Genomic DNA, 17,900 nt, shown 5'->3' with positions numbered 1-17,900 from the left:
AGGCACACTTGAGACATGCCTCAGTACCAGCCGTACCAGCGCTTCACCGAATCCGACCGCGAGAAGATCGCCGGACGGTTGCGGGACGCGTTCGCGGACGGCCGGCTGGATCAGCCCGAGTTCTCCTCCCGCCTCGACCAGCTCTACACCGTCCAGACGTACGGCGAGCTCGAGCCGCTGGTGCGCGACCTGCCGCCGGTGAGCACGTACAAGACGCCCGAGGTCGTGCAGGACACCAAGCCGGCGCCCGCGCCGGGTGACTTCCCGGAGCGGAAGAAGGACAACCGTCCGCACCGCCACGGGATCGGCGCGCTGGGCGGCGGCTTCACCGGCGTCGTGGCGATCAACGTCGTGATCTGGTTCGTGATCGGGCTCGGCAACGGCGGGCACTGGCCGCACTTCTGGCCGGTCTGGCTGCTGATTCCCTGGGCGATCATCGCCCTCGGCGGCCTCGGCAGGCGCCGTTGACGGCGGCCTCTGTCAGTCGCCGCGTCGCCGGCCCACGGCTCCGGCCGGACCTGGCGTGGCAGCTGCATCAGGGGGCTGCGGTCGTCTATGTCATCTGGTTCGCGGTCGCCGTACCGCTGGCGATCGTCGGGCTGCTGCTGGAGCCGCGCTGGGTGGGCTGGTTCGTGCTGGCCTGGTTCCTGGTGCTGATCGGGTTCACGCTGGCGCTACGGATCGGTGACGGCCGCCGCAAGCAGTCGTGGGCCGACGTGGCACAGCAGCTCGGCTGGCGGATCAGCGCGTCCGGTGCGGAGCTGCGGGATCGTTGGCCGTTTCCACCGTTCGACGCGGATCCGGGGGCCACGGTCGCGGATGTGACGACCGGCCGGCACCGGGGGCGCGAGTTCTGGACCGGGCGGTTCCGGCACAAGGTACGGCGACGTGAGCTCGGCTTCGACTTCCTCGACCTGCAGGTGGATCGGCCCCTGCCGCCGCTGCAGGTCCTGCCCGCTGGTCTGTCGCCGGTCGCGGCGGCGAGCCTGCTGCCGTTATCGCTCACGATCGACGGGCTGCCGGCGCAGTACCGCTTGTTCAACGGCCGCGAGGACCACGCGATGGCGGTCCTGCACCCGCGGGCGGTCGCGGCGCTGGCCGACGTACCCCCGTTCGGCTTCAGCTGCGAAGGGCGACGGTTCGTGGCGATCCTTCCGGCGTACCGCGATTCCGTCACTGCGCTCGCACAGATGGATGCAGCGTGTGATCTCCTGGATCTGATGCCCGAACAGGTGTGGCGCGCGGGCGAGCAGTGGGCGGCCACCAATACCTGACCGGAGGGCCCGATTGGGTTTCGTGTGGGTGCGTGGCGTACACTTTTTCCTTGGCTCTTTGTAGCCATAGCCAGTCACGTCTACAGAAGTGCGAGGACATGCCCAAAAAAGAGGGAGTAATCGAACTCGAGGGCACCATCGTCGAGGCCCTGCCGAACGCGATGTTCCGTGTTGAGCTGTCCAACGGGCACAAAGTGCTCGCGCACATCAGCGGCAAGATGAGGCAGCACTACATCCGGATCCTCCCCGAGGACCGGGTCGTCGTGGAGCTGTCGCCGTACGACCTCACCCGAGGTCGGATCGTCTATCGGTACAAGTAACACCCACCAACACCTGTCGAAGAAAGTAGCTCGATGAAGGTCAATCCGAGCGTCAAGAAGATCTGCGACAAGTGCAAGGTGATCCGCCGTCACGGCCGGGTCATGGTGATCTGCGAGAACCCGCGGCACAAGCAGCGGCAGGGCTGACAAGCTCAACGCAGGAACACAGCACTTTCGCACCACAGCGCGCATGCTCATCCGGGAGAAACCTCCCGGATGTTGCCCCCGGAACAGAGGCCGGGGCCCTGCCGGTGAAAAACAACTTCTCACCGAGGCGGGCGGGGACGCGGCGCGCCACCACACCTCTGCCGACGAAAGGAACACCGCCACATGGCACGCCTCGTAGGGGTCGACCTGCCGCGCGACAAGCGCATCGAGGTCGCTCTCACCTACATCTTCGGTGTAGGTCGTACTCGCGCCCTGAAGACGCTCGAAGCCACCGGCATCTCCGGTGACAAGCGCGTCCACGAGCTGGGCGACGACGAGCTGGTGAAGCTCCGGGACTGGATCGAAGGCAACTACAAGATCGAAGGTGACCTCCGTCGCGAGGTGACCGCGGACATCCGCCGCAAGATCGAGATCGGGTCGTACCAGGGTCGCCGGCACCGCAGCGGCCTGCCGGTGCGTGGTCAGCGCACGCGGACCAACGCCCGTAGCCGCAAGGGTCGCCGTAAGGCGATCGCCGGCAAGAAGAAGAAGTGATCCGGATGCCTGCATACGATTCCGTCGACCAGCCCAGGAGCAACTGACCTATGCCTCCCAAGAGCCGCAGCGCGGCCGGCGCGAAGAAGGTGCGCCGCAAGGAGAAGAAGAACGTGGCCGCCGGCCACGCGCACATCAAGAGCACGTTCAACAACACGATCGTGACGATCACCGACCCGACCGGCGCGGTCATCTCGTGGGCCTCCGCGGGCACCGTCGGCTTCAAGGGTTCGCGCAAGTCGACCCCGTTCGCCGCGCAGATGGCCGCCGAGGCCGCCGGGCGCCGGGCGATGGAGCACGGCATGCGCAAGATCGACGTGTTCGTCAAGGGTCCCGGCTCCGGCCGTGAGACCGCGATCCGTTCACTGGGTGCCGTCGGCCTCGAGGTCGGCACCATCCAGGACGTCACCCCAGTCGCCCACAACGGATGCCGCCCGCCGAAGCGGCGCCGGGTCTGACCCCAGAGAGAGGAAGGTAGCGAACCATGGCCCGTTACACCGGACCTATGACCAAGAAGTCGCGCCGTCTCGGGGTCGACCTCGTCGGTGGCGACAAGGCGTTCGAGCGTCGTCCGTACCCGCCGGGTATGCACGGCCGCGGCCGCCCGAAGGAGAGCGAGTACCTGCTCCAGCTGCGCGAGAAGCAGAAGGCGCGTTACTCGTACGGCGTTCTCGAGAAGCAGTTCCGCCGGTACTACGAGGAGGCCTCGCGGCGCTCCGGCAAGACCGGTGACAACCTGCTGCAGATCCTCGAGTCCCGCCTGGACAACGTGGTCTACCGCTCCGGCCTGGCCCGGACCCGCCGGCAGGCCCGTCAGCTCGTCGTCCACGGTCACTTCACCGTGAACGGCGTCAAGGTGAACATCCCGTCGTACCGGGTGGCTGCGCACGACATCATCGATGTCAAGCAGAAGTCGGCCGAGACGACGCCGTTCATCATCGCCCGCGAGACGCACGCCGAGCGCGTCGTCCCCGCGTGGCTCGAGGTGATGCCCGAGCGGCTGCGGATCCTCGTCCACCAGCTGCCGACCCGGCAGCAGATCGACACCCAGGTCGCCGAGCACCTGATCGTCGAGCTCTACTCGAAGAACTGACCGCGTGCCGGCCGGTGGCCCCAGGGCCGCCGGCCGGTCCGGTGTCTTCTTCACCCCTCGCGACCTCAAATAGTGGTCGTCGCGACAGAGAAGGAACACGAAGTTGCTTATCGCACAACGCCCCACCCTGACCGAAGAGGTCGTCGACGAGTACCGCTCGCGGTTCGTGATCGAGCCGCTGGAGCCGGGCTTCGGTTACACCCTCGGAAACTCGATCCGCCGGACCCTGCTGTCCTCCATCCCGGGTGCAGCCGTCACCAGCATCAAGATCGACGGTGTCCTGCACGAGTTCTCGACCGTTGCCGGGGTCAAGGAAGACGCCACCCAGCTGATCCTGAACCTGAAGGACCTGGTCGTCTCGTCCGAGCACGACGAGCCGGTCACCATGTACCTGCGCAAGCAGGGCCCCGGTGACGTGACCGCCGCCGACATCGCGCCGCCGGCCGGTGTCGAGGTGCACAACCCGGACCTGAAGATCGCCACCCTGAACGAGAAGGGCCGGCTCGAGATGGAGCTGGTCGTCGAGCGCGGCCGCGGCTACGTGTCCGCCGTACAGAACAAGTCCGCCGACGCCGAGATCGGCCGGATGCCGGTCGACTCGATCTACTCGCCGGTGCTCAAGGTCACCTACAAGGTCGAGGCGACCCGTGTCGAGCAGCGCACCGACTTCGACCGCCTCGTGGTCGACGTCGAGACCAAGCCGTCGATGCTGCCCCGCGACGCCGTCGCGTCGGCCGGTAAGACCCTGGTCGAGCTGTTCGGTCTGGCCCGCGAGCTGAACGTCGAGGCCGAGGGCATCGACATCGGCCCGTCGCCGGTGGACGAGCAGATGGCCGCCGACCTGGCTCTGCCGGTCGAGGATCTGCAGCTGACCGTCCGGTCGTACAACTGCCTGAAGCGCGAGGGCATCCACACCGTGGGTGAGCTGATCTCGCGCAGCGAGCAGGACCTGCTGGACATCCGGAACTTCGGCTCCAAGTCGATCGACGAGGTCAAGCTGAAGCTGGCCGAGATGGGCCTGTCGCTGAAGGACTCCCCGCCCGGGTTCGACCTGCGCGCCGCGTCCGGTGCCTACGGCAACGAGGCGGACGACGAGGACGAGAGCTTCGCCGAGACCGAGCAGTACTGAGCTGACCAAGGCCCGTCGGGCCCTAAACCCCTTCGGCCCGACGGGCCTGAGATTTCTGGAGTTACGAGATGCCAACCCCCACCAAGGGTGCCCGGCTGGGCGGCAGCCCGGCGCACGAGAAGCTGATTCTCAGCAACCTCGCGACGTCGCTGTTCGAGCACGGCGCCATCACCACCACCGCGGCCAAGGCCAAGCGCCTGCAGCCGCTGGCGGAGCAGATGATCACCAAGGCGAAGCGTGGTGACCTGAACTCGCGCCGTCAGGTGATGAAGCGGATCAAGGACAAGAGCGTCGTGCACGTGCTCTTCACCGAGATCGGCGAGCGGTACGCCGACCGTCCGGGTGGCTACACCCGGATCACCAAGCTCGGTCCGCGTAAGGGCGACAACGCGCCGATGGTGAAGATCGAGCTGGTCGAGGCGCTGGCCGACTCGCCGAAGGCGAAGAAGACCGCCAAGAAGGCTCCGGCCAAGAAGGCGGCCGCTCCGAAGGCCGACGAGCCGAAGGCGGAGGAGAAGGTCCAGGACGTCGTCGCGGGCAAGTTCGACAACTCCGCCGCGCCGCTCGAGGACGGCTCCGCGCCCGAGGGCTTCACCATCAAGGGCAACGAGAACTCGATGAAGTACCACACCACCGAGTCGCCGTGGTACGACCAGACGGTCGCCGAGGTCTGGTTCAAGACCGAGGCGGACGCCGAGGCCGCGGGCTTCGCCAAGGCCGGCGAGACCGAGGACGACGACAAGTAAGCACTCCAACAGAGCCCCCTCACCGCACGGTGAGGGGGCTCTGTTGCGTTAGATTGCCGTGTGCGTTGGCGGATAGACCTCAGGTACGACGGAACGGGCTTCCACGGCTGGGCGCGTCAAGAGGGACTCCGTACCGTGCAGGGCACGCTGGAAGAGGCCATCCGCGTCGTACTGCGGCTGCCGGAGCCGCTGACCGTGACCTGTGCGGGTCGGACCGACACTGGCGTCCACGCTCGCGGCCAGGTGACCCATGTGGACGTGGAAGGCGCTGTAGACCCGCTGAGGCTCCTGAGAGGGCTCAACGGCGTCCTGCCCGAGGATGTAGCTGTCACGGCCGTCACGGCGGCCCCAGAGGGCTTTGACGCCAGGTTCTCTGCTCTGGCCCGCCGGTACGTGTACCGCCTGTGCGACGACCCGGCCGGCTGGGACCCGCTGACCCGGGGACATGTACTCCGAGTGGGGCGGCCGCTGGACGTGGACCGGATGAACGCCGCCGCGGCCGGTCTGCTCGGCGAGCACGACTTCGCGGCGTACTGCAAGAAGCGGGAAGGTGCGAGCACGGTCCGGGCGTTGCTGGACTTCTCGTGGCAGCGGACGGGTGTCGGGCAGTTGGAGGGCACTGTGATCGCGGATGCCTTCTGTCACTCGATGGTGCGGGCTCTCGTCGGTTCGATGATCCCGGTGGGCGACGGCCGGCGGGACGTGGAGTGGCCAAGCGTCGTACTGGCCGGGAAGGTTCGCGACTCGGCTGTGTCCGTGTTGCCGGCGCATGGGCTGACGCTGGAGGAAGTGCGGTACCCGGCGGACGGCGAGCTGGCCGCGCGGGCGTTGCAGGCGCGGCAGGTCAGGGGAGAGGTGCATCAGCGTGGGTGACCACTTCTTCTCCGCGGACCCGCAGTCGGCGGACGTACGGCGTACCGTCGAGGCGCGGATCTGGGGGAAGCCGTACGTCTTCACGACAGCAACCGGTGTGTTCTCCCGGGACCGTCTGGACATCGGTACGGCGGTGCTGCTGCGAGAGACCGAGCCGCCTCGGCGGGCGGGTACGTTCCTCGACCTGGGCTGCGGCTACGGGCCGATCGCCTGTGCGCTGGCGGTGGAGGCCCCGAAGGCGACCGTGTGGGCGGTCGACGTGAACAACCGTGCGCTCGAGCTGACCGAGGTGAACGCAGCAGCCGCAGGGGTTGCGGATCGGGTTCGTGTGGCGCTGCCGGACGACGTACTTGAGGACGTGGTGTTCGACGAGATCTGGTCGAATCCTGCGATCCACATCGGCAAGCCGGAGCTGCACAAGATGCTGCTGCGTTGGCTGTCCCGGCTCGCGCCCAGTGGTGTGGCGTGGTTCGTCGTCGGCAAGAACCTGGGCGGCGACTCCTTGCAGCGCTGGATGACCGAGCAGGGTTACCCCTGCGAGCGGATCGGCAGCGCGAAGGGCTTCCGCGTACTTCGCGCCACCCGTTGATTAGCGCCCGGTGATCCGCTGGCCGGATTTCCCGTTGTCCGGTTGATGACCGCGTCGTGCCGCCGGGTCGGAACCGCCGGTGCGATCGCCGCCGGGACGCGACTGCCCGCTGGTCGCCGCGGCGACGCTCCGCATCAAGGCTTCGTCACCGGAGATGTCTGCTTGTCTGACAGGTCGGCCGGCCTTCTCGATCGCCGAAGAGAGTTGGTGACTCAGCCGTTCGCCGGCCGTGGCCCGGTTCCACGCGTGCAGCTTGGTCTGGCCGTTCCGGTCGGCCTCGGCCGCCCGTGCGACGGTGGCCTCGATGTTTCCGGCCAAGGTTTCGGTGGCTTCCGCCCAACGGTCGCGATCGACCACCATGCCCGGCTCGCCGAGGCTGAGGGCGGCTGCTCGCTGGATGCGTTCGTTCGAAGGGGCCGTGAGCAACCTGGCCGTGATCTCGTGCGGCTCCAGGCCCTGCCTTCGTGCGGCTGCCTCGGTGAGGGTCGCCATCACCTGCGCCGTAGCGGTTGAGTCGGGCTGAGCCTGATCCGCGGAGAAGCCGAGCGCGGTGAAGAGGCGGGTCTGCTCCTGATCGACGAAGTCCCGGCAGAGTTGGTCCTCGAAGGCCTGCCCCGCCGGATCGTTCGGCACTGCTCCGGGGGCGACCGGATTGCACAGGCGGGCGGCTTGGGTTGCGACGACGTCGACAGCGTCCCTCAGCTCCGGCGACGGCGGTTGGGTCGCGTCGGCGTTCGCGAGGACGTCGATCACCTTCTCCTGATCGAAGGTCAGCGAGCGATCGGTCCCGGCGTACCCGAGCGCGCCGGCAGGCAGACCAGAGGTGTGCAGCGCGCCGTTCCAGTAGTCGGTGTTGAGTTTGAGCTGGAGCACCTGCGCGTCACTGTCGCGCCCCTGGCCGGCCGAGGCTCGGCCAAAGGCGAGATCCGCCTGTACGACGGACATCAGGCTCGCGACCTGTTGGTAGCCACGCTGCTCGGTGTCGATCGCATCCCTTGCCTGGGCGCAATGCTGGAGCAGCGACGTGGCTGCCTGTCGCCCGAAGCGCTCCGCGCCCTGATCGAGCTGGCGACCGGGCTCGCCGCACCGCTGGAAGATGTCGTCGAGTTCGATCCTCAGGTTGGCCTTCAGCCGGTCCACGTGGTCCACCGGCGGAGTACGCGACGAGCCGTCCGGCAGCCGACGCTGCAGCGGGTCGTTCTCCACAACGGCGTCGGCAAGCGCCTCGAAACGTTGTGCCGGCGGGGTTCGCACCAGCATGTCCTCGAGTTCGCCGGCCTGCATCCGGAGATGGTTGCCGAGCCTCCCGGTGAGTGCGCGCGTCGCCGTCTCCAGGTACGGCTGCCGCCCCTGGACGTCGCGGATCTCCGGGAAGGCGCCGTCGATCCGCGAGCCGTCGATGACCTTCGGGACGACGACAGCGTCACGGAGGCCGGAGTCGAATGCCTGCAACGCACGTGTCGTCGCGGGCTGAGGCGGGTCCACCTTCTCGAGGTAGACGGTGATGAAATCGTCCAGCGCCTGCCTGACGTTCTCTGCTTCCTCACGCGTCGGCTCGTACTGGCCGAGGTAGTGCGCGTCGAACATGCGATGGCCGGAAACCCCGATCCAGTACGCCGTCCGCGCGCCCAGCACGATCGAGCCGTCGGGACGTACGGCGTTCCGGTTGTCCTCCCAGTCCGACCGCGCGTACAGGTCGAACGTGTCGTACCGCGTGTGCCCCAGGGCGACGGTCAGCTGGTACGCCCAGTCGAAGGCCTGCTGGTCGGCACGGCTGAAGCGGCCGTCGATCTTCTGGTACCCGTCCGGCATGCTGCAGCCCTTCCTCCTCGGCGGAACAACCGCGCCAGACTAGCGACGGAACGGGTGATGAACACCTGGCGTCAAGCACCGATTGCGTTACGCTGCGGACCGTCCAGCGGCAGGTTTCAGGGTCCTGCTGCAACGAACGCGCCACCGGCGCCGTCCTGGAGGTATGGAGGCAGCCTTGGTGGCAGCGGAGGCTCGGACAGGGCCGCTCGACTTCGAGGCATGGGTCGGCGAGAAGGCGGACGCCCTGCTGCGGTTCGCCTATGTCCTGACCGGGGACGCCAACCTGGCGGAGGACGCCGTACAGGACGCGTTGACGACTGCCTGTGCGCGTTGGGGACGGGTGAGCCGGGCCGACGATCCCGAGGCGTACGTGAAACGGATGGTGGTGAATGCGCACATCTCCTGGTGGCGCAAGTTCCGCCGCCGTGAGGCGCCTGCCGCGGACCCGGTGCGGACTGCGCGAGCCGTTTCCGACGGTACGGCGGCCCGCGCGGAGTCGGAGGCGATCTGGGCGCTGTGCGCAACGCTGCCGGACAAACAACGAGCTGCCGTCGTACTGCGGTTCTACGAGGAGCTGTCGTACGCCGAGATAGCACAGCTGCTGCACTGTGCGGAGGCGACCGCCCGGTCGCATGTGCATCGAGCATTGGCTGCATTGAAGACCACGCTGAGTACTGAGAGCACGGAAGGAGCCGAGGATGCCTGAGTACGACCCTGAGCAGGAGCTCGGCCCCAAGTTCACGTCCGCCCTGCACAACCAGGCCGGTCAGTCCGATCTGCAGAAGACAGGACTGGCCCGGGAGGCCCGTCGACGTGTGCACCGCCGTCGCCAGACGTGGTCGGTGGCAGCAGGCGTCGTACTGGTTGCTGCTGCGATCGGAGGCGTGTGGAGCTTCGCCGGTGGCGAGTCGCCGGTTGCCACCAGCAACAGCGACTCCAGTGGGGACAGCAAGGCCGCGGCTCCGAACACGGCACAAGGCATAGCACCGTCCAACGAGTCGGCGGTGGCCGGTTGTCCGGTCGACCATCCGATCCTGACGGCTCCGGGTCCGGACGCGCTGCCGGCCGGCACCGGGCTCGACCTGAACACCATGGTGACCGGCCTGCGTGCCTGCCGCTACGGCTTCGCGGAGGGCGGGACCGGGCTGCTCGGGCAGGAGTCGTTCAACGCCGCGACGGCGCAGCAGGTGGTGAACGAGATCAAGGTGCTGCCGGAGCGGAACGCGAAGCTGCCGGTGTTCAAGTGCGCGCCGCAGGTCGCCAAGCCGTCCGAGGCGATCGTGCTGCGGTTCGAGACCGCGGCCGGCATCCGGGAGATCTGGGTCGAGTACGACGGCTGTCAGTCGGCCGGGTTCTTCACCGGAACGCACACGTACGGCCTGTTCTCGGCGCCGCTCAAGCTCTTCATGACCGGCTCGGTCCGCCCGTCCGGCGGCACCTACTTGGACGCCCTCAAGGACTGGTAGCTACTCGACCCCACGCTCGGGCCTGCGAGCCGAACCGATGTGTCGTACGTTGTCCCGCTCGCCGGCCCCGGACTCCGAGCCACTGTGCTGGCTCGGAGCTGTGTGCGACCAGAGGAACTGCTGCAACCTGGCGATCTCCTGGTCACGGTCGCTCTGGTAGAGCTGGTCGGGCAGCCGCTCGTAGTAGGCCTGCTCGCGGCCCGCGACCGGCTGCTGCGCCGGCCAGCCTCGATCGGCCCAGATCTGCTGGATCTCCTCCTCGCGGTCGGCGAAGGTCTCCCGGAGCGAGTCCGGGAGCTCAGGTGCCTCGACGCCGGGATTGTCCGCGTTCCAGGACTCGTAGTGCGCCTTGATGTCCTCGAGGTTCTGGTCGAACTCGATCGCGGTCCACTCGGCGGACTCGTGGCCCCAGTTCAACTTCGAGCCCTGGTGCGTCAGCCGGCTGTGCTCCGTCATGGCCAGGCCGCTGAGCCCGCGTCGCAACGGTCCGGTCAGGTCCTGGCGCAGCTGGGCCCGGTGCGACTCGGGCACGAGGTCTCCGAGCTGCTCGTCGATCACCCGGTCGGCGATCGCGTTGAACCGCTGCGCGCGCCCGGTGGTTTCGAGCAGCTCGCGGACGCCGTCGGGGCTCAATCCGGTGGGTCGGCTGAGCGAGTACATCAGCCGGTCCGTGGCCGTCGTGTACGCCGGGAACGCCGGGAAACTGTCCATCGGCAGCGCATGCTCGGTCAGGCTCTCCGCGATCCGGCCGCCGTACCGGGTCGTGAACCGATCGGCGAGCGCGCTCTCGAGCGCGACGTCCTCGAGCGACCCGACCGGCGTCGCCCCGGGCGCACTCCCGTCGCCGAACTCGGACAGCGAGCTGTGCGCCTGGAACACCGCCATGCTCGTGGCGCTCGCTGCGGCGTACCGCTCGTCGTTGGTGATCTGATGGTTCGGCGCGTAGCCGGGACGGGCCGCGTCGAGCACGTGCTCCCGGCTGATCGTCATGCTGCCGTCGGAGTGGTAGAGGCCACTGATCGGTCCGGGCTGCTCGTACAGCTCCCCGTTCCAGTGCGAGGGCCGTCCGGCGTACTCCGCCGTCTTGGCGACGACCGACGCGAACCAGTCGTACTCCCAGGTGCCCGGGAGGATCTCCGGACCGCGCTGGAGGAGTTCGTTCATCGGCTCTCCCCGGCGATCAGCTGTGCGATCGAGCTGTTCATCAGCAGTACGGCGGACCGCTCGTCCGGAGCGGCCTGCGGCACCAGCTCACCGATCCGCTGCAGTGTCTGCTGCAGTACGGCGATCCGCCCCTGCCCGGTGGCAGTCGACATCATTGCTTCGGCGTACAGCCGCTGCGCCTCACGATATGCGTCCATCGGCGCTGATCATTCCTCGTCGGAGGGTCGCCTACCGGGCCGCTCCACCACCGGAGCCGGGCAGGATCACCGGGCCGAGGGCGATGGTTGCCACGGGCGTCACGATAACTGGTCGCGTGGGGTGTACAGGCCGGTCAGACTGGGGGGATGGGTCACGTGGATGTCGGCGGTGTGGGGTACGAGTTGCCGGACGGGCGGGTGTTGCTGGACGACATCACGTTCCGGGTCGGTGACGGTGCGAAGGTCGCGCTGGTCGGTGCGAACGGCTCGGGCAAGACCACGCTGACCCGGATCATCGCGGGTGACCTGAAGGCTCACAGCGGCAGCATCTCCCGGTCCGGTGGGCTCGGGGTGATGCGGCAGTTCGTCGGCTCGGTGCGGGACTCGTCGACCGTGCGGGACCTGCTGCTGGCCGTCGCGCCGGAGCCGATCCAGCAGGCCGCGGCCAAGCTGGACAAGGCCGAGCTGGCGATGATGGAGGACGACACCGAGAAGACCCAGCTCAAGTACGCACAGGCCGTGTCTGACTGGGGCGAGGTCGGCGGGTACGACGCCGAGGTGCTCTGGGACGTGTGTACGACGGCGGCGCTCGGCGTACCGTTCGACCGCTGCCGCTGGCGTGAGGTGAAGACGCTGTCCGGCGGTGAGCAGAAGCGCCTGGTGCTGGAGGCGTTGCTGCGCGGGCCGGACGAGGTACTGATCCTGGACGAGCCGGACAACTACCTCGACGTACCCGGGAAGCGCTGGCTGGAGGAGCAGCTTCGCACCAGCGACAAGACCGTGCTGTACATCAGCCACGACCGCGAGCTGCTGGCCAACACGGCTACTCGGATCGTGACCGTCGAGCTGGGTGCGGCCGGCAACACCGCATGGACGCACGGCGGCGGCTTCGCGACGTACCACGAGGCGCGGCGGCACCGGTTCGAGCGCTTCGAGGAGCTGCGGAAGCGGTGGGACGAGGAGCACGCGAAGCTCCGGGCGCAGATGCTGATGTACAAGCAGAAGGCGGCGTACAACTCCGACATGGCGTCGCGCTACCGCGCGTCCCAGACCCGGCTGCGCAAGTTCGAGGAGGCTGGGCCGCCGCAGGCGTTGCCGCGCGAACAGAAGGTCAGCATGCGCCTGACCGGCGGCCGCACCGGGAAACGGGCCGTTGTCTGCACGCAGCTCGAGCTGACCGGTCTGATGAAGCCGTTCGACCTGGAGGTCTGGTACGGCGAACGCGTCGCCGTACTGGGATCGAACGGGTCCGGCAAGTCGCACTTCCTCCGGCTGCTCGCCAACGGCGGTTCGGATCCGGATGTGGAGCACCAGCCGGTCGGCGAGGTGAAGATCGCCCCCGTCGCGCACACCGGCAACGCCAAGCTCGGTGCGCGCGTGCGGCCCGGCTGGTTTGCGCAGACGCATGAGCACCCGGAGCTGGTCGGCCGGACGCTGCTGGAGATCCTGCACCGCGGTGACGACCACCGTGAGGGCATGGGGCGTGAGCTGGCGTCACGGAAGCTGGACCGGTACGAGCTGGCGCATGCGGCCGAGCAGACGTTCGACAGTCTGTCCGGCGGGCAGCAGGCGCGGTTCCAGATCTTGCTGCTCGAGCTGTCCGGCGCAACGTTGCTCCTGCTCGACGAGCCGACCGACAACCTGGATGTGGAGTCCGCGGAGGCGCTGGAGGAGGGGCTGGACGCGTTTGACGGCACGGTGCTCGCAGTGACCCACGACCGGTGGTTCGCTCGCGGGTTCGACCGGTACCTCGTCTTCGGTGCCGACGGGTCCGTCTACGAGCCGGACGAACCGGTCTGGGACGAGGGCCGGGTGGAGCGCGCTCGCTAGGGCGCGACGCACCAGCCGTCTCGGTAGGCGGTCCAGTTGTCTTCGGTGGCCGCGAAGTCGACGTACAGAGCCAGTCCGAAGTTCTGGCGGGTCGAGTCGCCCAGGCCGAGGCGGGCACCGCGGACTGCCGCGGGGACCGTCTCGGCGTGGCCCCAGTGGGACGGATTGCTCTCCCAGTACGCCGGGAGACCCATGAGGAGCACTGTGTTCGTGGGAGTGACCTCTAGCGCCAGCTTGGTCTGCTTGGCGACGTAGCCGCCGTACAAGGACTGCAGTGGCATGGCGGTGTCGTAGGACATGACGGCGATCTGGTCGACCCGGCTCGCCACCTGGGCGAAGTACTCCTGCGACCACCATTTGTCGATCGGGATCGCGTGCAGGTACCAGAGTGGGTCGATCTGCGCGGCTGCGACCGACAGTGTGGTGTTGAGCGCGCGCGTCTCGTCCAGAACGGCCAGGTAGCCCTTCGAGCCGGAGCGCACCGGCTCGAAGTCGTAGTGGATGCCCTGGAACCCCTGCTGCAGCACGGCTTTCGCCGACGCGACCACCCGCTGGCGGACGGCCGGGTCGTCGAGGTCCATGCCGGGGTTCTTGCTCGGTTGTACGACGTCTCCGAGCCAGGCCTGCACGCGTACTGCGGGAGCCGCGGCGTGCATCGCGTCGACGAACCAGTGCGCCTTGGGCGATACTTTTGCCAACGGCAACGAACCGTCGTGCTCCAGCGGGCCGGTGTGCACGTACACGTCGCGGATGCCGGTGCTCTGCAGGCGCTGGGCCAGTGCGGTCACGTCGGCGACGGTCTTCCGGCCGTCGACCCAGGCGTGACCGAGCCAGAGCGCGTCGTGGTTGCGCGTGCGGGCGGTCGGGTCACCGGAGTACTGCAGTCGGAGCGAGGCCGCGTAGGTGCTGAGAGGTGCGATCACCAGTACGACGACGGCGAGCGCGGCCGAGACCAGGACTCGGCGGAGGCGCGACCAGGAGCGCCAGCGGCGTCTCACGAACGCGGCGCCAGGCCGTCGTAGATCAGGGCGAGCATCCGGTCGCGCACCGGCGGCTCGAGCTTCGCCGCGGTCGCGCCGCGGGATGCGCCGATCATCAGCGCGTACACCTCGGCCATCTCGGCGTCGGGGCGAACCGCGCCGGCACGCTGGGCCGCGGTGAGCAGGCCGTTGAACGCCTCCCGCATCCCACGACCGGCCGCCCGCGCCTCCTCGCCGGCGGCTGCGCCGGCCGCGGTCAGCGCCTCGGCGATCGCCAGCTTCGACGCCGACTCGGTCACCACCTGCGTGAAGAACTCGTAGAACGCCTTCCCCGGGTCGTCGCTGCCGGCCAGCTCCAGCGCGCGGTCCCGCAGGCGCTCCAGCCGCAACGTCAGCACGGCCTCGAGCAGCTCGGTCTTGGTCGGGAAGTGCCGGAACACGGTGGCGATGCCGACCCCCGCCAGCCGCGCGACGTCATCGGTGGACGCGCCCGGCGATCGCCCGAAGACATCGTCCGCCGCGGTCATGATCCTGGCCCGGTTGTCGCGCGCGTCTGCTCGCACCCCAGCTCCCCTCCGTCACCCTCAGCCTAAGAGACGCCGTGAACCGGCCCAGGGTTGTAAACGAAGTCGTTACTCCATATATTCGAAGTCATCACTCCGTTTATCTCCTGTGAGGAATCCGATGACTCCCGAAGAGGTCTTCCTGAAACTGGTCCACGGCGTCGCCGACCGCGACTTCGCAGTACTGCCGGAGCTGTACGCCGAGGAGACCGACGTACGGCACCCGATGAACCCCTATGGCGACCACCCGCTGCTGTCCCGGGCCGCGCTCGCGGAGCACTTCGGCGTGAACGGGCCGCGGGTGAGCGAAGTGGTGCGCTTCCAGCCGGCCAACATCTGGGTACACCAGACCGCTGACCCCGAGGTGATCGTCGCCGAGTTCGAGTACGCCGGGACTGTGCTCGCGACCGGCGAGCCGTTCACGGTGCCGGCGATCTTCGTACTCCGGATCCGAGACGGCTTGATCGTCGAGTCCCGCGACTACATCGACCACCTGGCGATGATCCGAGCCCGCGGCCAGCTCGACCAACTCATCACCCACCTCCGGGAACCGTCTCCGGCCCCAGCCACGTCCTAGTCCCCAGAACCCCCGATGGCCCCGGACCGAGGCACCAAGCCCGCCCGGGGCCATCTCCAATCCCACCCCTCCCCGCCCAAAGGACACCGCTTCGCGGCGACTGTCTTGGTTGCCGCCTTCGGGGGGCGTGTGCGGACTACGCCCTGGCTGTATGTGACCGGCGCCAAGCGTTGTCCGCTCTCGGCGGCGTTCGCGGACCGGATGCCTGCCCCAGCTCGTGGGCTGGTGGTTCAGCGGGGGTCGGGGTCGGTGAAGTGGTACTCCTCGGCGAGCGCCGAGGTGCGGACGACCTGGCCGGTGTGGTGGTCGACGTCTGGGTCGGCGGCGAGGGCTGCGACGGCGCGGCCGACGAACAGTGGCGACTCAGAGACGGTCAGGTCAATGAACTCCGCCGCGCGCAGGACCGACTCCGTGCGGACCAGGCCCGGGTAGAGGGACACCGCAGTCACCCCGTGGTCGCGGAGTTCGTGGGCCATGCAGGCGATCATGTGGTCGGTGGCCGCCTTCGCGGCGCCGTACGCGACTCCTGTGTCGGTCTTCTCAGCGCCTTCCGACGACACGTTGACGATCAGGCCCGACCTCGCGGCCACCATCGCCGGCGCTGCTGCCACGGTCGTCACGTAGTGCGCCCGTACCCCGGCCTGGAACGCCGCGTCCCATCGCTCGAGCGGCTGCGTCCAGAAGCCGGCCTCTTCCCAGAACGGCGTGCCGTCCCAGAAGTACTCGTATCCACCCCACACGTTGTTCACGAGTACATCGAGACGCCCGGCCTCCTCGATCACTCGCTGGACGGCCGCTCGAGTCTCCTCGTCGTCGCGATGCTCACATGTGATGGCTACCCCACGACCGCCCTGCTCGGTGACCTCCGCAGCCGTCTCCTGAACGGTCCCGGGCAACGGAGTCGGCGCAGCCCCGCCAACCTCCGACCGCCCCGTCACATAGACAGTCGCCCCTTGCTCCCCAAGCCCGAGCGCAATGCCCTTTCCCACTCCGCGACTGGCTCCCGTAACCAGCGCAACCTTCCCCTCCAATGTCCCCATCCGCCGAACGTAACAGCGCCCATGGACAGAAGAGGATGGTGATTCCCAGTGGTCGTCCGCCGCACCCCGGCGGCCAAACAGACAGCCGCCCCGAAGCGGTGTCCTTTGCAGGTGTCCGGTTCGCGGCGGCTGGGGTCGAGATGTGCGGGTCAGCGGTCGCCCATGGGGACGTACTGGACGCCGCGCTCGCCGGTGTAGATCTGCTTGGGGCGGGCGATCTTCTGGTCGCCGTCGCCGAGCATTTCGAGCCACTGGGCCAGCCAGCCGGAGGTGCGCGGGATGGCGAACAGGACGGTGAACATCTCCGGCGGGAACTGCAGGGCCTCGTAGATCAGGCCGGAGTAGAAGTCGACGTTCGGGTAGAGCTTGCGGGAGACGAAGTACTCGTCCTCCAGCGCGATCTTCTCCAGTTCGACGGCGATCTTCAGCAGCGGGTTGATGCCGGTGACCTCGAAGACGTCGTCGGCGGCCTTCTTGATGATCTTGGCGCGCGGGTCGTAGTTCTTGTAGACCCGGTGGCCGAAGCCCATCAGCCGCTCTTCGCCGTTCTTCACGCCTTCGATGAACGAGCCGACGTTGTCGACCGAGCCGATCCGGCGGAGCATCTTCAGCACCGCCTCGTTGGCGCCGCCGTGCAGCGGGCCGTAGAGCGCGCCGATCCCGCCGGCCACCGCGGTGTACGGGTCGACCTGGGTGGAGCCGATCGCGCGGACCGCGTTCGTGGACGCGTTCTGCTCGTGGTCGGCGTGCAGGATGAACAGGATCTCCAGCGCCCGCACCAGGCGGTCGTCGGCGGCGTACTTCGGCTCGCTCATCTTGAACAGCATCGACAGGAAGTTCGCCGTGTAGCTGAGCTCGTTGTCCGGGTACACGTACGGCTTGCCCTGCGCGTGCCGGAACGCGAACGCGCCGAGCGTCGGCATCTTCGCGATCAGCCGGCGGATCTGCAGCGCCCGCGACTCCTCGTCGAAGATGTTGCGCGACTCGGGGTAGAACGTGGACAGCGCGCCGACCGAGGCCAGCAGCATGCCCATCGGGTGCGCGTCGTACCGGAAGCCCTGCATGAAGGTCTTCAGGTTCTCGTGCACGAACGTGTGATACGTCACGTCGTGCGCCCAGGCCTCGTACTCCGCCTTGTTGGGCAGCTTGCCGTTCACCAGGAGGTACGCGACCTCGAGGTAGTTGGACTGCTCGGCGAGCTGCTCGATCGGGTACCCGCGGTACTCCAGGATGCCCTTGTCGCCGTCGATGAAGGTGACGGAGGAACGGCAGGACGCCGTGTTGACGAAGCCGGGGTCGTAGGTGGCGAGCCCGCCGTCGCCGTCGGATGCGCTGATCTGCTTGAGGTCGGCGGCACGGATAGTGCCATCGGTGATGGCAAGGTCGAAGTCCTTGCCGGTCCGGTTGTCCCGGACGGTGAGCGACTGTTCGGTCACAATGCCCTCTTCGGAAGCTGGCGTCATCGCCTGGATGAATGAGGGTAGATCAGCCGGCGGGACGCGGGTTCGGACTGCAATCTTCACCGCTAAACTAGTGCGGTCCTCA

Annotated in this window: 22 protein-coding genes; 15 read left to right on the top strand and 7 right to left on the bottom strand. The window is 68.0% G+C overall.

The annotated features are described in order from the left end of the window. Positions 1-15 precede the first annotated feature (15 nt). The 11 genes from OHA10_RS05755 (at position 16) to OHA10_RS05705 (ending at position 6,726) form a co-directional block, all read left to right on the top strand. Complete coding sequence (locus OHA10_RS05755; protein WP_371405142.1) at positions 16-468, top strand: DUF1707 domain-containing protein; 453 nt, start codon at positions 16-18, stop codon at positions 466-468. Next, positions 465-1,274 (top strand): hypothetical protein, encoded by an 810-nt coding sequence (locus OHA10_RS05750; RefSeq protein WP_371405141.1) that lies wholly within the window; start codon positions 465-467, stop codon positions 1,272-1,274. The genes OHA10_RS05755 and OHA10_RS05750 overlap by 4 nt, the downstream gene beginning before the upstream one ends. Positions 1,275-1,372: 98 nt before the next feature. Further along, positions 1,373-1,594 (top strand): translation initiation factor IF-1, encoded by a 222-nt coding sequence (gene infA / locus OHA10_RS05745; RefSeq protein ID WP_012923661.1) that lies wholly within the window; start codon positions 1,373-1,375, stop codon positions 1,592-1,594. A gap of 33 nt (positions 1,595-1,627) precedes the next feature. After that, positions 1,628-1,741, top strand: coding sequence for a 50S ribosomal protein L36 (gene rpmJ / locus OHA10_RS05740; protein ID WP_008361054.1), 114 nt, complete (start codon positions 1,628-1,630; stop codon positions 1,739-1,741). A gap of 183 nt (positions 1,742-1,924) precedes the next feature. After that, positions 1,925-2,296, top strand: coding sequence for a 30S ribosomal protein S13 (gene rpsM, locus OHA10_RS05735; protein WP_130441462.1), 372 nt, complete (start codon positions 1,925-1,927; stop codon positions 2,294-2,296). 50 nt (positions 2,297-2,346) lie between these two features. Then, positions 2,347-2,754, top strand: a complete 408-nt coding sequence (rpsK, locus tag OHA10_RS05730) for a 30S ribosomal protein S11 (RefSeq protein ID WP_130384622.1) — start codon at positions 2,347-2,349, stop codon at positions 2,752-2,754. A 26-nt stretch (positions 2,755-2,780) separates the two neighbouring features. After that, positions 2,781-3,389, top strand: a complete 609-nt coding sequence (rpsD, locus tag OHA10_RS05725; RefSeq protein ID WP_363864854.1) for a 30S ribosomal protein S4 — start codon at positions 2,781-2,783, stop codon at positions 3,387-3,389. A 103-nt stretch (positions 3,390-3,492) separates the two neighbouring features. Continuing rightward, positions 3,493-4,518 (top strand): DNA-directed RNA polymerase subunit alpha, encoded by a 1,026-nt coding sequence (locus tag OHA10_RS05720; protein WP_130384620.1) that lies wholly within the window; start codon positions 3,493-3,495, stop codon positions 4,516-4,518. A 68-nt stretch (positions 4,519-4,586) separates the two neighbouring features. Then, positions 4,587-5,264 (top strand): 50S ribosomal protein L17, encoded by a 678-nt coding sequence (gene rplQ, locus OHA10_RS05715; RefSeq protein ID WP_371405140.1) that lies wholly within the window; start codon positions 4,587-4,589, stop codon positions 5,262-5,264. A 60-nt stretch (positions 5,265-5,324) separates the two neighbouring features. Then, complete coding sequence (gene truA / locus OHA10_RS05710) at positions 5,325-6,137, top strand: tRNA pseudouridine(38-40) synthase TruA (protein WP_371405139.1); 813 nt, start codon at positions 5,325-5,327, stop codon at positions 6,135-6,137. After that, on the top strand, positions 6,130-6,726 hold the full coding sequence (locus tag OHA10_RS05705) for a class I SAM-dependent methyltransferase (RefSeq protein WP_371405138.1): 597 nt from the start codon (positions 6,130-6,132) through the stop codon (positions 6,724-6,726). The genes truA and OHA10_RS05705 overlap by 8 nt, the downstream gene beginning before the upstream one ends. Here the strand turns inward: OHA10_RS05705 and OHA10_RS05700 are convergent, their stop codons facing one another. Beyond that, the gene (locus OHA10_RS05700; protein WP_371405137.1) at positions 6,727-8,538 is read right to left on the bottom strand and encodes a hypothetical protein; all 1,812 of its coding nucleotides are present in this window, start codon (positions 8,536-8,538) and stop codon (positions 6,727-6,729) included. Between the two features lie 178 nt (positions 8,539-8,716). Between OHA10_RS05700 and OHA10_RS05695 the strand changes: the two genes are divergently transcribed. Then, positions 8,717-9,244, top strand: coding sequence for a SigE family RNA polymerase sigma factor (locus OHA10_RS05695; protein ID WP_371405136.1), 528 nt, complete (start codon positions 8,717-8,719; stop codon positions 9,242-9,244). After that, the gene (locus OHA10_RS05690; RefSeq protein ID WP_371405135.1) at positions 9,237-10,004 is read left to right on the top strand and encodes a hypothetical protein; all 768 of its coding nucleotides are present in this window, start codon (positions 9,237-9,239) and stop codon (positions 10,002-10,004) included. The genes OHA10_RS05695 and OHA10_RS05690 overlap by 8 nt, the downstream gene beginning before the upstream one ends. On the opposite strand, the gene OHA10_RS05685 is transcribed toward OHA10_RS05690, so the two are convergent. Together OHA10_RS05685 and OHA10_RS05680 are read right to left on the bottom strand one after the other, a co-directional pair. Beyond that, positions 10,005-11,168: a hypothetical protein gene (locus OHA10_RS05685; protein ID WP_371405134.1), complete on the bottom strand. Its 1,164-nt coding sequence runs from the start codon at positions 11,166-11,168 to the stop codon at positions 10,005-10,007. Beyond that, positions 11,165-11,365 (bottom strand): hypothetical protein, encoded by a 201-nt coding sequence (locus tag OHA10_RS05680; RefSeq protein WP_371405133.1) that lies wholly within the window; start codon positions 11,363-11,365, stop codon positions 11,165-11,167. Before OHA10_RS05680 ends, OHA10_RS05685 begins: the two co-directional genes overlap by 4 nt. Positions 11,366-11,512: 147 nt before the next feature. Between OHA10_RS05680 and OHA10_RS05675 the strand changes: the two genes are divergently transcribed. Beyond that, the gene (locus OHA10_RS05675) at positions 11,513-13,195 is read left to right on the top strand and encodes an ABC-F family ATP-binding cassette domain-containing protein (protein ID WP_371405132.1); all 1,683 of its coding nucleotides are present in this window, start codon (positions 11,513-11,515) and stop codon (positions 13,193-13,195) included. Here OHA10_RS05675 and OHA10_RS05670 read toward each other — a convergent pair. Further along, a complete protein-coding gene (locus tag OHA10_RS05670) occupies positions 13,192-14,193 on the bottom strand; it encodes a hypothetical protein (RefSeq protein ID WP_371405131.1) in 1,002 nt (333 codons plus the stop codon). The genes OHA10_RS05675 and OHA10_RS05670 overlap by 4 nt on opposite strands. Further along, on the bottom strand, positions 14,190-14,738 hold the full coding sequence (locus tag OHA10_RS05665) for a TetR/AcrR family transcriptional regulator (protein WP_371405130.1): 549 nt from the start codon (positions 14,736-14,738) through the stop codon (positions 14,190-14,192). Before OHA10_RS05665 ends, OHA10_RS05670 begins: the two co-directional genes overlap by 4 nt. A gap of 121 nt (positions 14,739-14,859) precedes the next feature. On the opposite strand from OHA10_RS05665, the gene OHA10_RS05660 reads away from it, so the two are divergent. Then, positions 14,860-15,315 (top strand): nuclear transport factor 2 family protein, encoded by a 456-nt coding sequence (locus OHA10_RS05660; protein WP_371405129.1) that lies wholly within the window; start codon positions 14,860-14,862, stop codon positions 15,313-15,315. Between the two features lie 230 nt (positions 15,316-15,545). Here OHA10_RS05660 and OHA10_RS05655 read toward each other — a convergent pair whose 3' ends face one another. Continuing rightward, positions 15,546-16,355, bottom strand: coding sequence for an SDR family NAD(P)-dependent oxidoreductase (locus tag OHA10_RS05655; RefSeq protein WP_371405128.1), 810 nt, complete (start codon positions 16,353-16,355; stop codon positions 15,546-15,548). A gap of 149 nt (positions 16,356-16,504) precedes the next feature. Beyond that, complete coding sequence (locus OHA10_RS05650; RefSeq protein WP_371405127.1) at positions 16,505-17,791, bottom strand: citrate synthase; 1,287 nt, start codon at positions 17,789-17,791, stop codon at positions 16,505-16,507. Positions 17,792-17,900: the final 109 nt, after the last annotated feature.

Source organism: Kribbella sp. NBC_00662, from assembly GCF_041430295.1.
Classification (GTDB): domain Bacteria; phylum Actinomycetota; class Actinomycetes; order Propionibacteriales; family Kribbellaceae; genus Kribbella.
The sequence above is the reverse complement of the archived record's forward strand: the minus strand, read 5'-3'. Positions and strand labels throughout refer to the sequence as shown.

Bases quoted from the DNA above. Each gene is read 5' to 3' on its own strand.
- OHA10_RS05690 (WP_371405135.1), top strand. From the start codon at position 9,237: ATGCCTGAGTACGACCCTGAGCAGGAGCTCGGCCCCAAGTTCACGTCC.
- OHA10_RS05675 (WP_371405132.1), top strand. From the start codon at position 11,513: ATGGGTCACGTGGATGTCGGCGGTGTGGGGTACGAGTTGCCGGACGGG.
- rpsD (WP_363864854.1), top strand. From the start codon at position 2,781: ATGGCCCGTTACACCGGACCTATGACCAAGAAGTCGCGCCGTCTCGGG.
- OHA10_RS05755 (WP_371405142.1), top strand. From the start codon at position 16: ATGCCTCAGTACCAGCCGTACCAGCGCTTCACCGAATCCGACCGCGAG.
- OHA10_RS05680 (WP_371405133.1), bottom strand. From the start codon at position 11,365: ATGGACGCATATCGTGAGGCGCAGCGGCTGTACGCCGAAGCAATGATG.
- infA (WP_012923661.1), top strand. From the start codon at position 1,373: ATGCCCAAAAAAGAGGGAGTAATCGAACTCGAGGGCACCATCGTCGAG.
- OHA10_RS05700 (WP_371405137.1), bottom strand. From the start codon at position 8,538: ATGCCGGACGGGTACCAGAAGATCGACGGCCGCTTCAGCCGTGCCGAC.
- rpsM (WP_130441462.1), top strand. From the start codon at position 1,925: ATGGCACGCCTCGTAGGGGTCGACCTGCCGCGCGACAAGCGCATCGAG.
- rplQ (WP_371405140.1), top strand. From the start codon at position 4,587: ATGCCAACCCCCACCAAGGGTGCCCGGCTGGGCGGCAGCCCGGCGCAC.
- OHA10_RS05660 (WP_371405129.1), top strand. From the start codon at position 14,860: ATGACTCCCGAAGAGGTCTTCCTGAAACTGGTCCACGGCGTCGCCGAC.
- OHA10_RS05655 (WP_371405128.1), bottom strand. From the start codon at position 16,355: ATGGGGACATTGGAGGGGAAGGTTGCGCTGGTTACGGGAGCCAGTCGC.
- rpmJ (WP_008361054.1), top strand. From the start codon at position 1,628: ATGAAGGTCAATCCGAGCGTCAAGAAGATCTGCGACAAGTGCAAGGTG.
- rpsK (WP_130384622.1), top strand. From the start codon at position 2,347: ATGCCTCCCAAGAGCCGCAGCGCGGCCGGCGCGAAGAAGGTGCGCCGC.
- OHA10_RS05685 (WP_371405134.1), bottom strand. From the start codon at position 11,168: ATGAACGAACTCCTCCAGCGCGGTCCGGAGATCCTCCCGGGCACCTGG.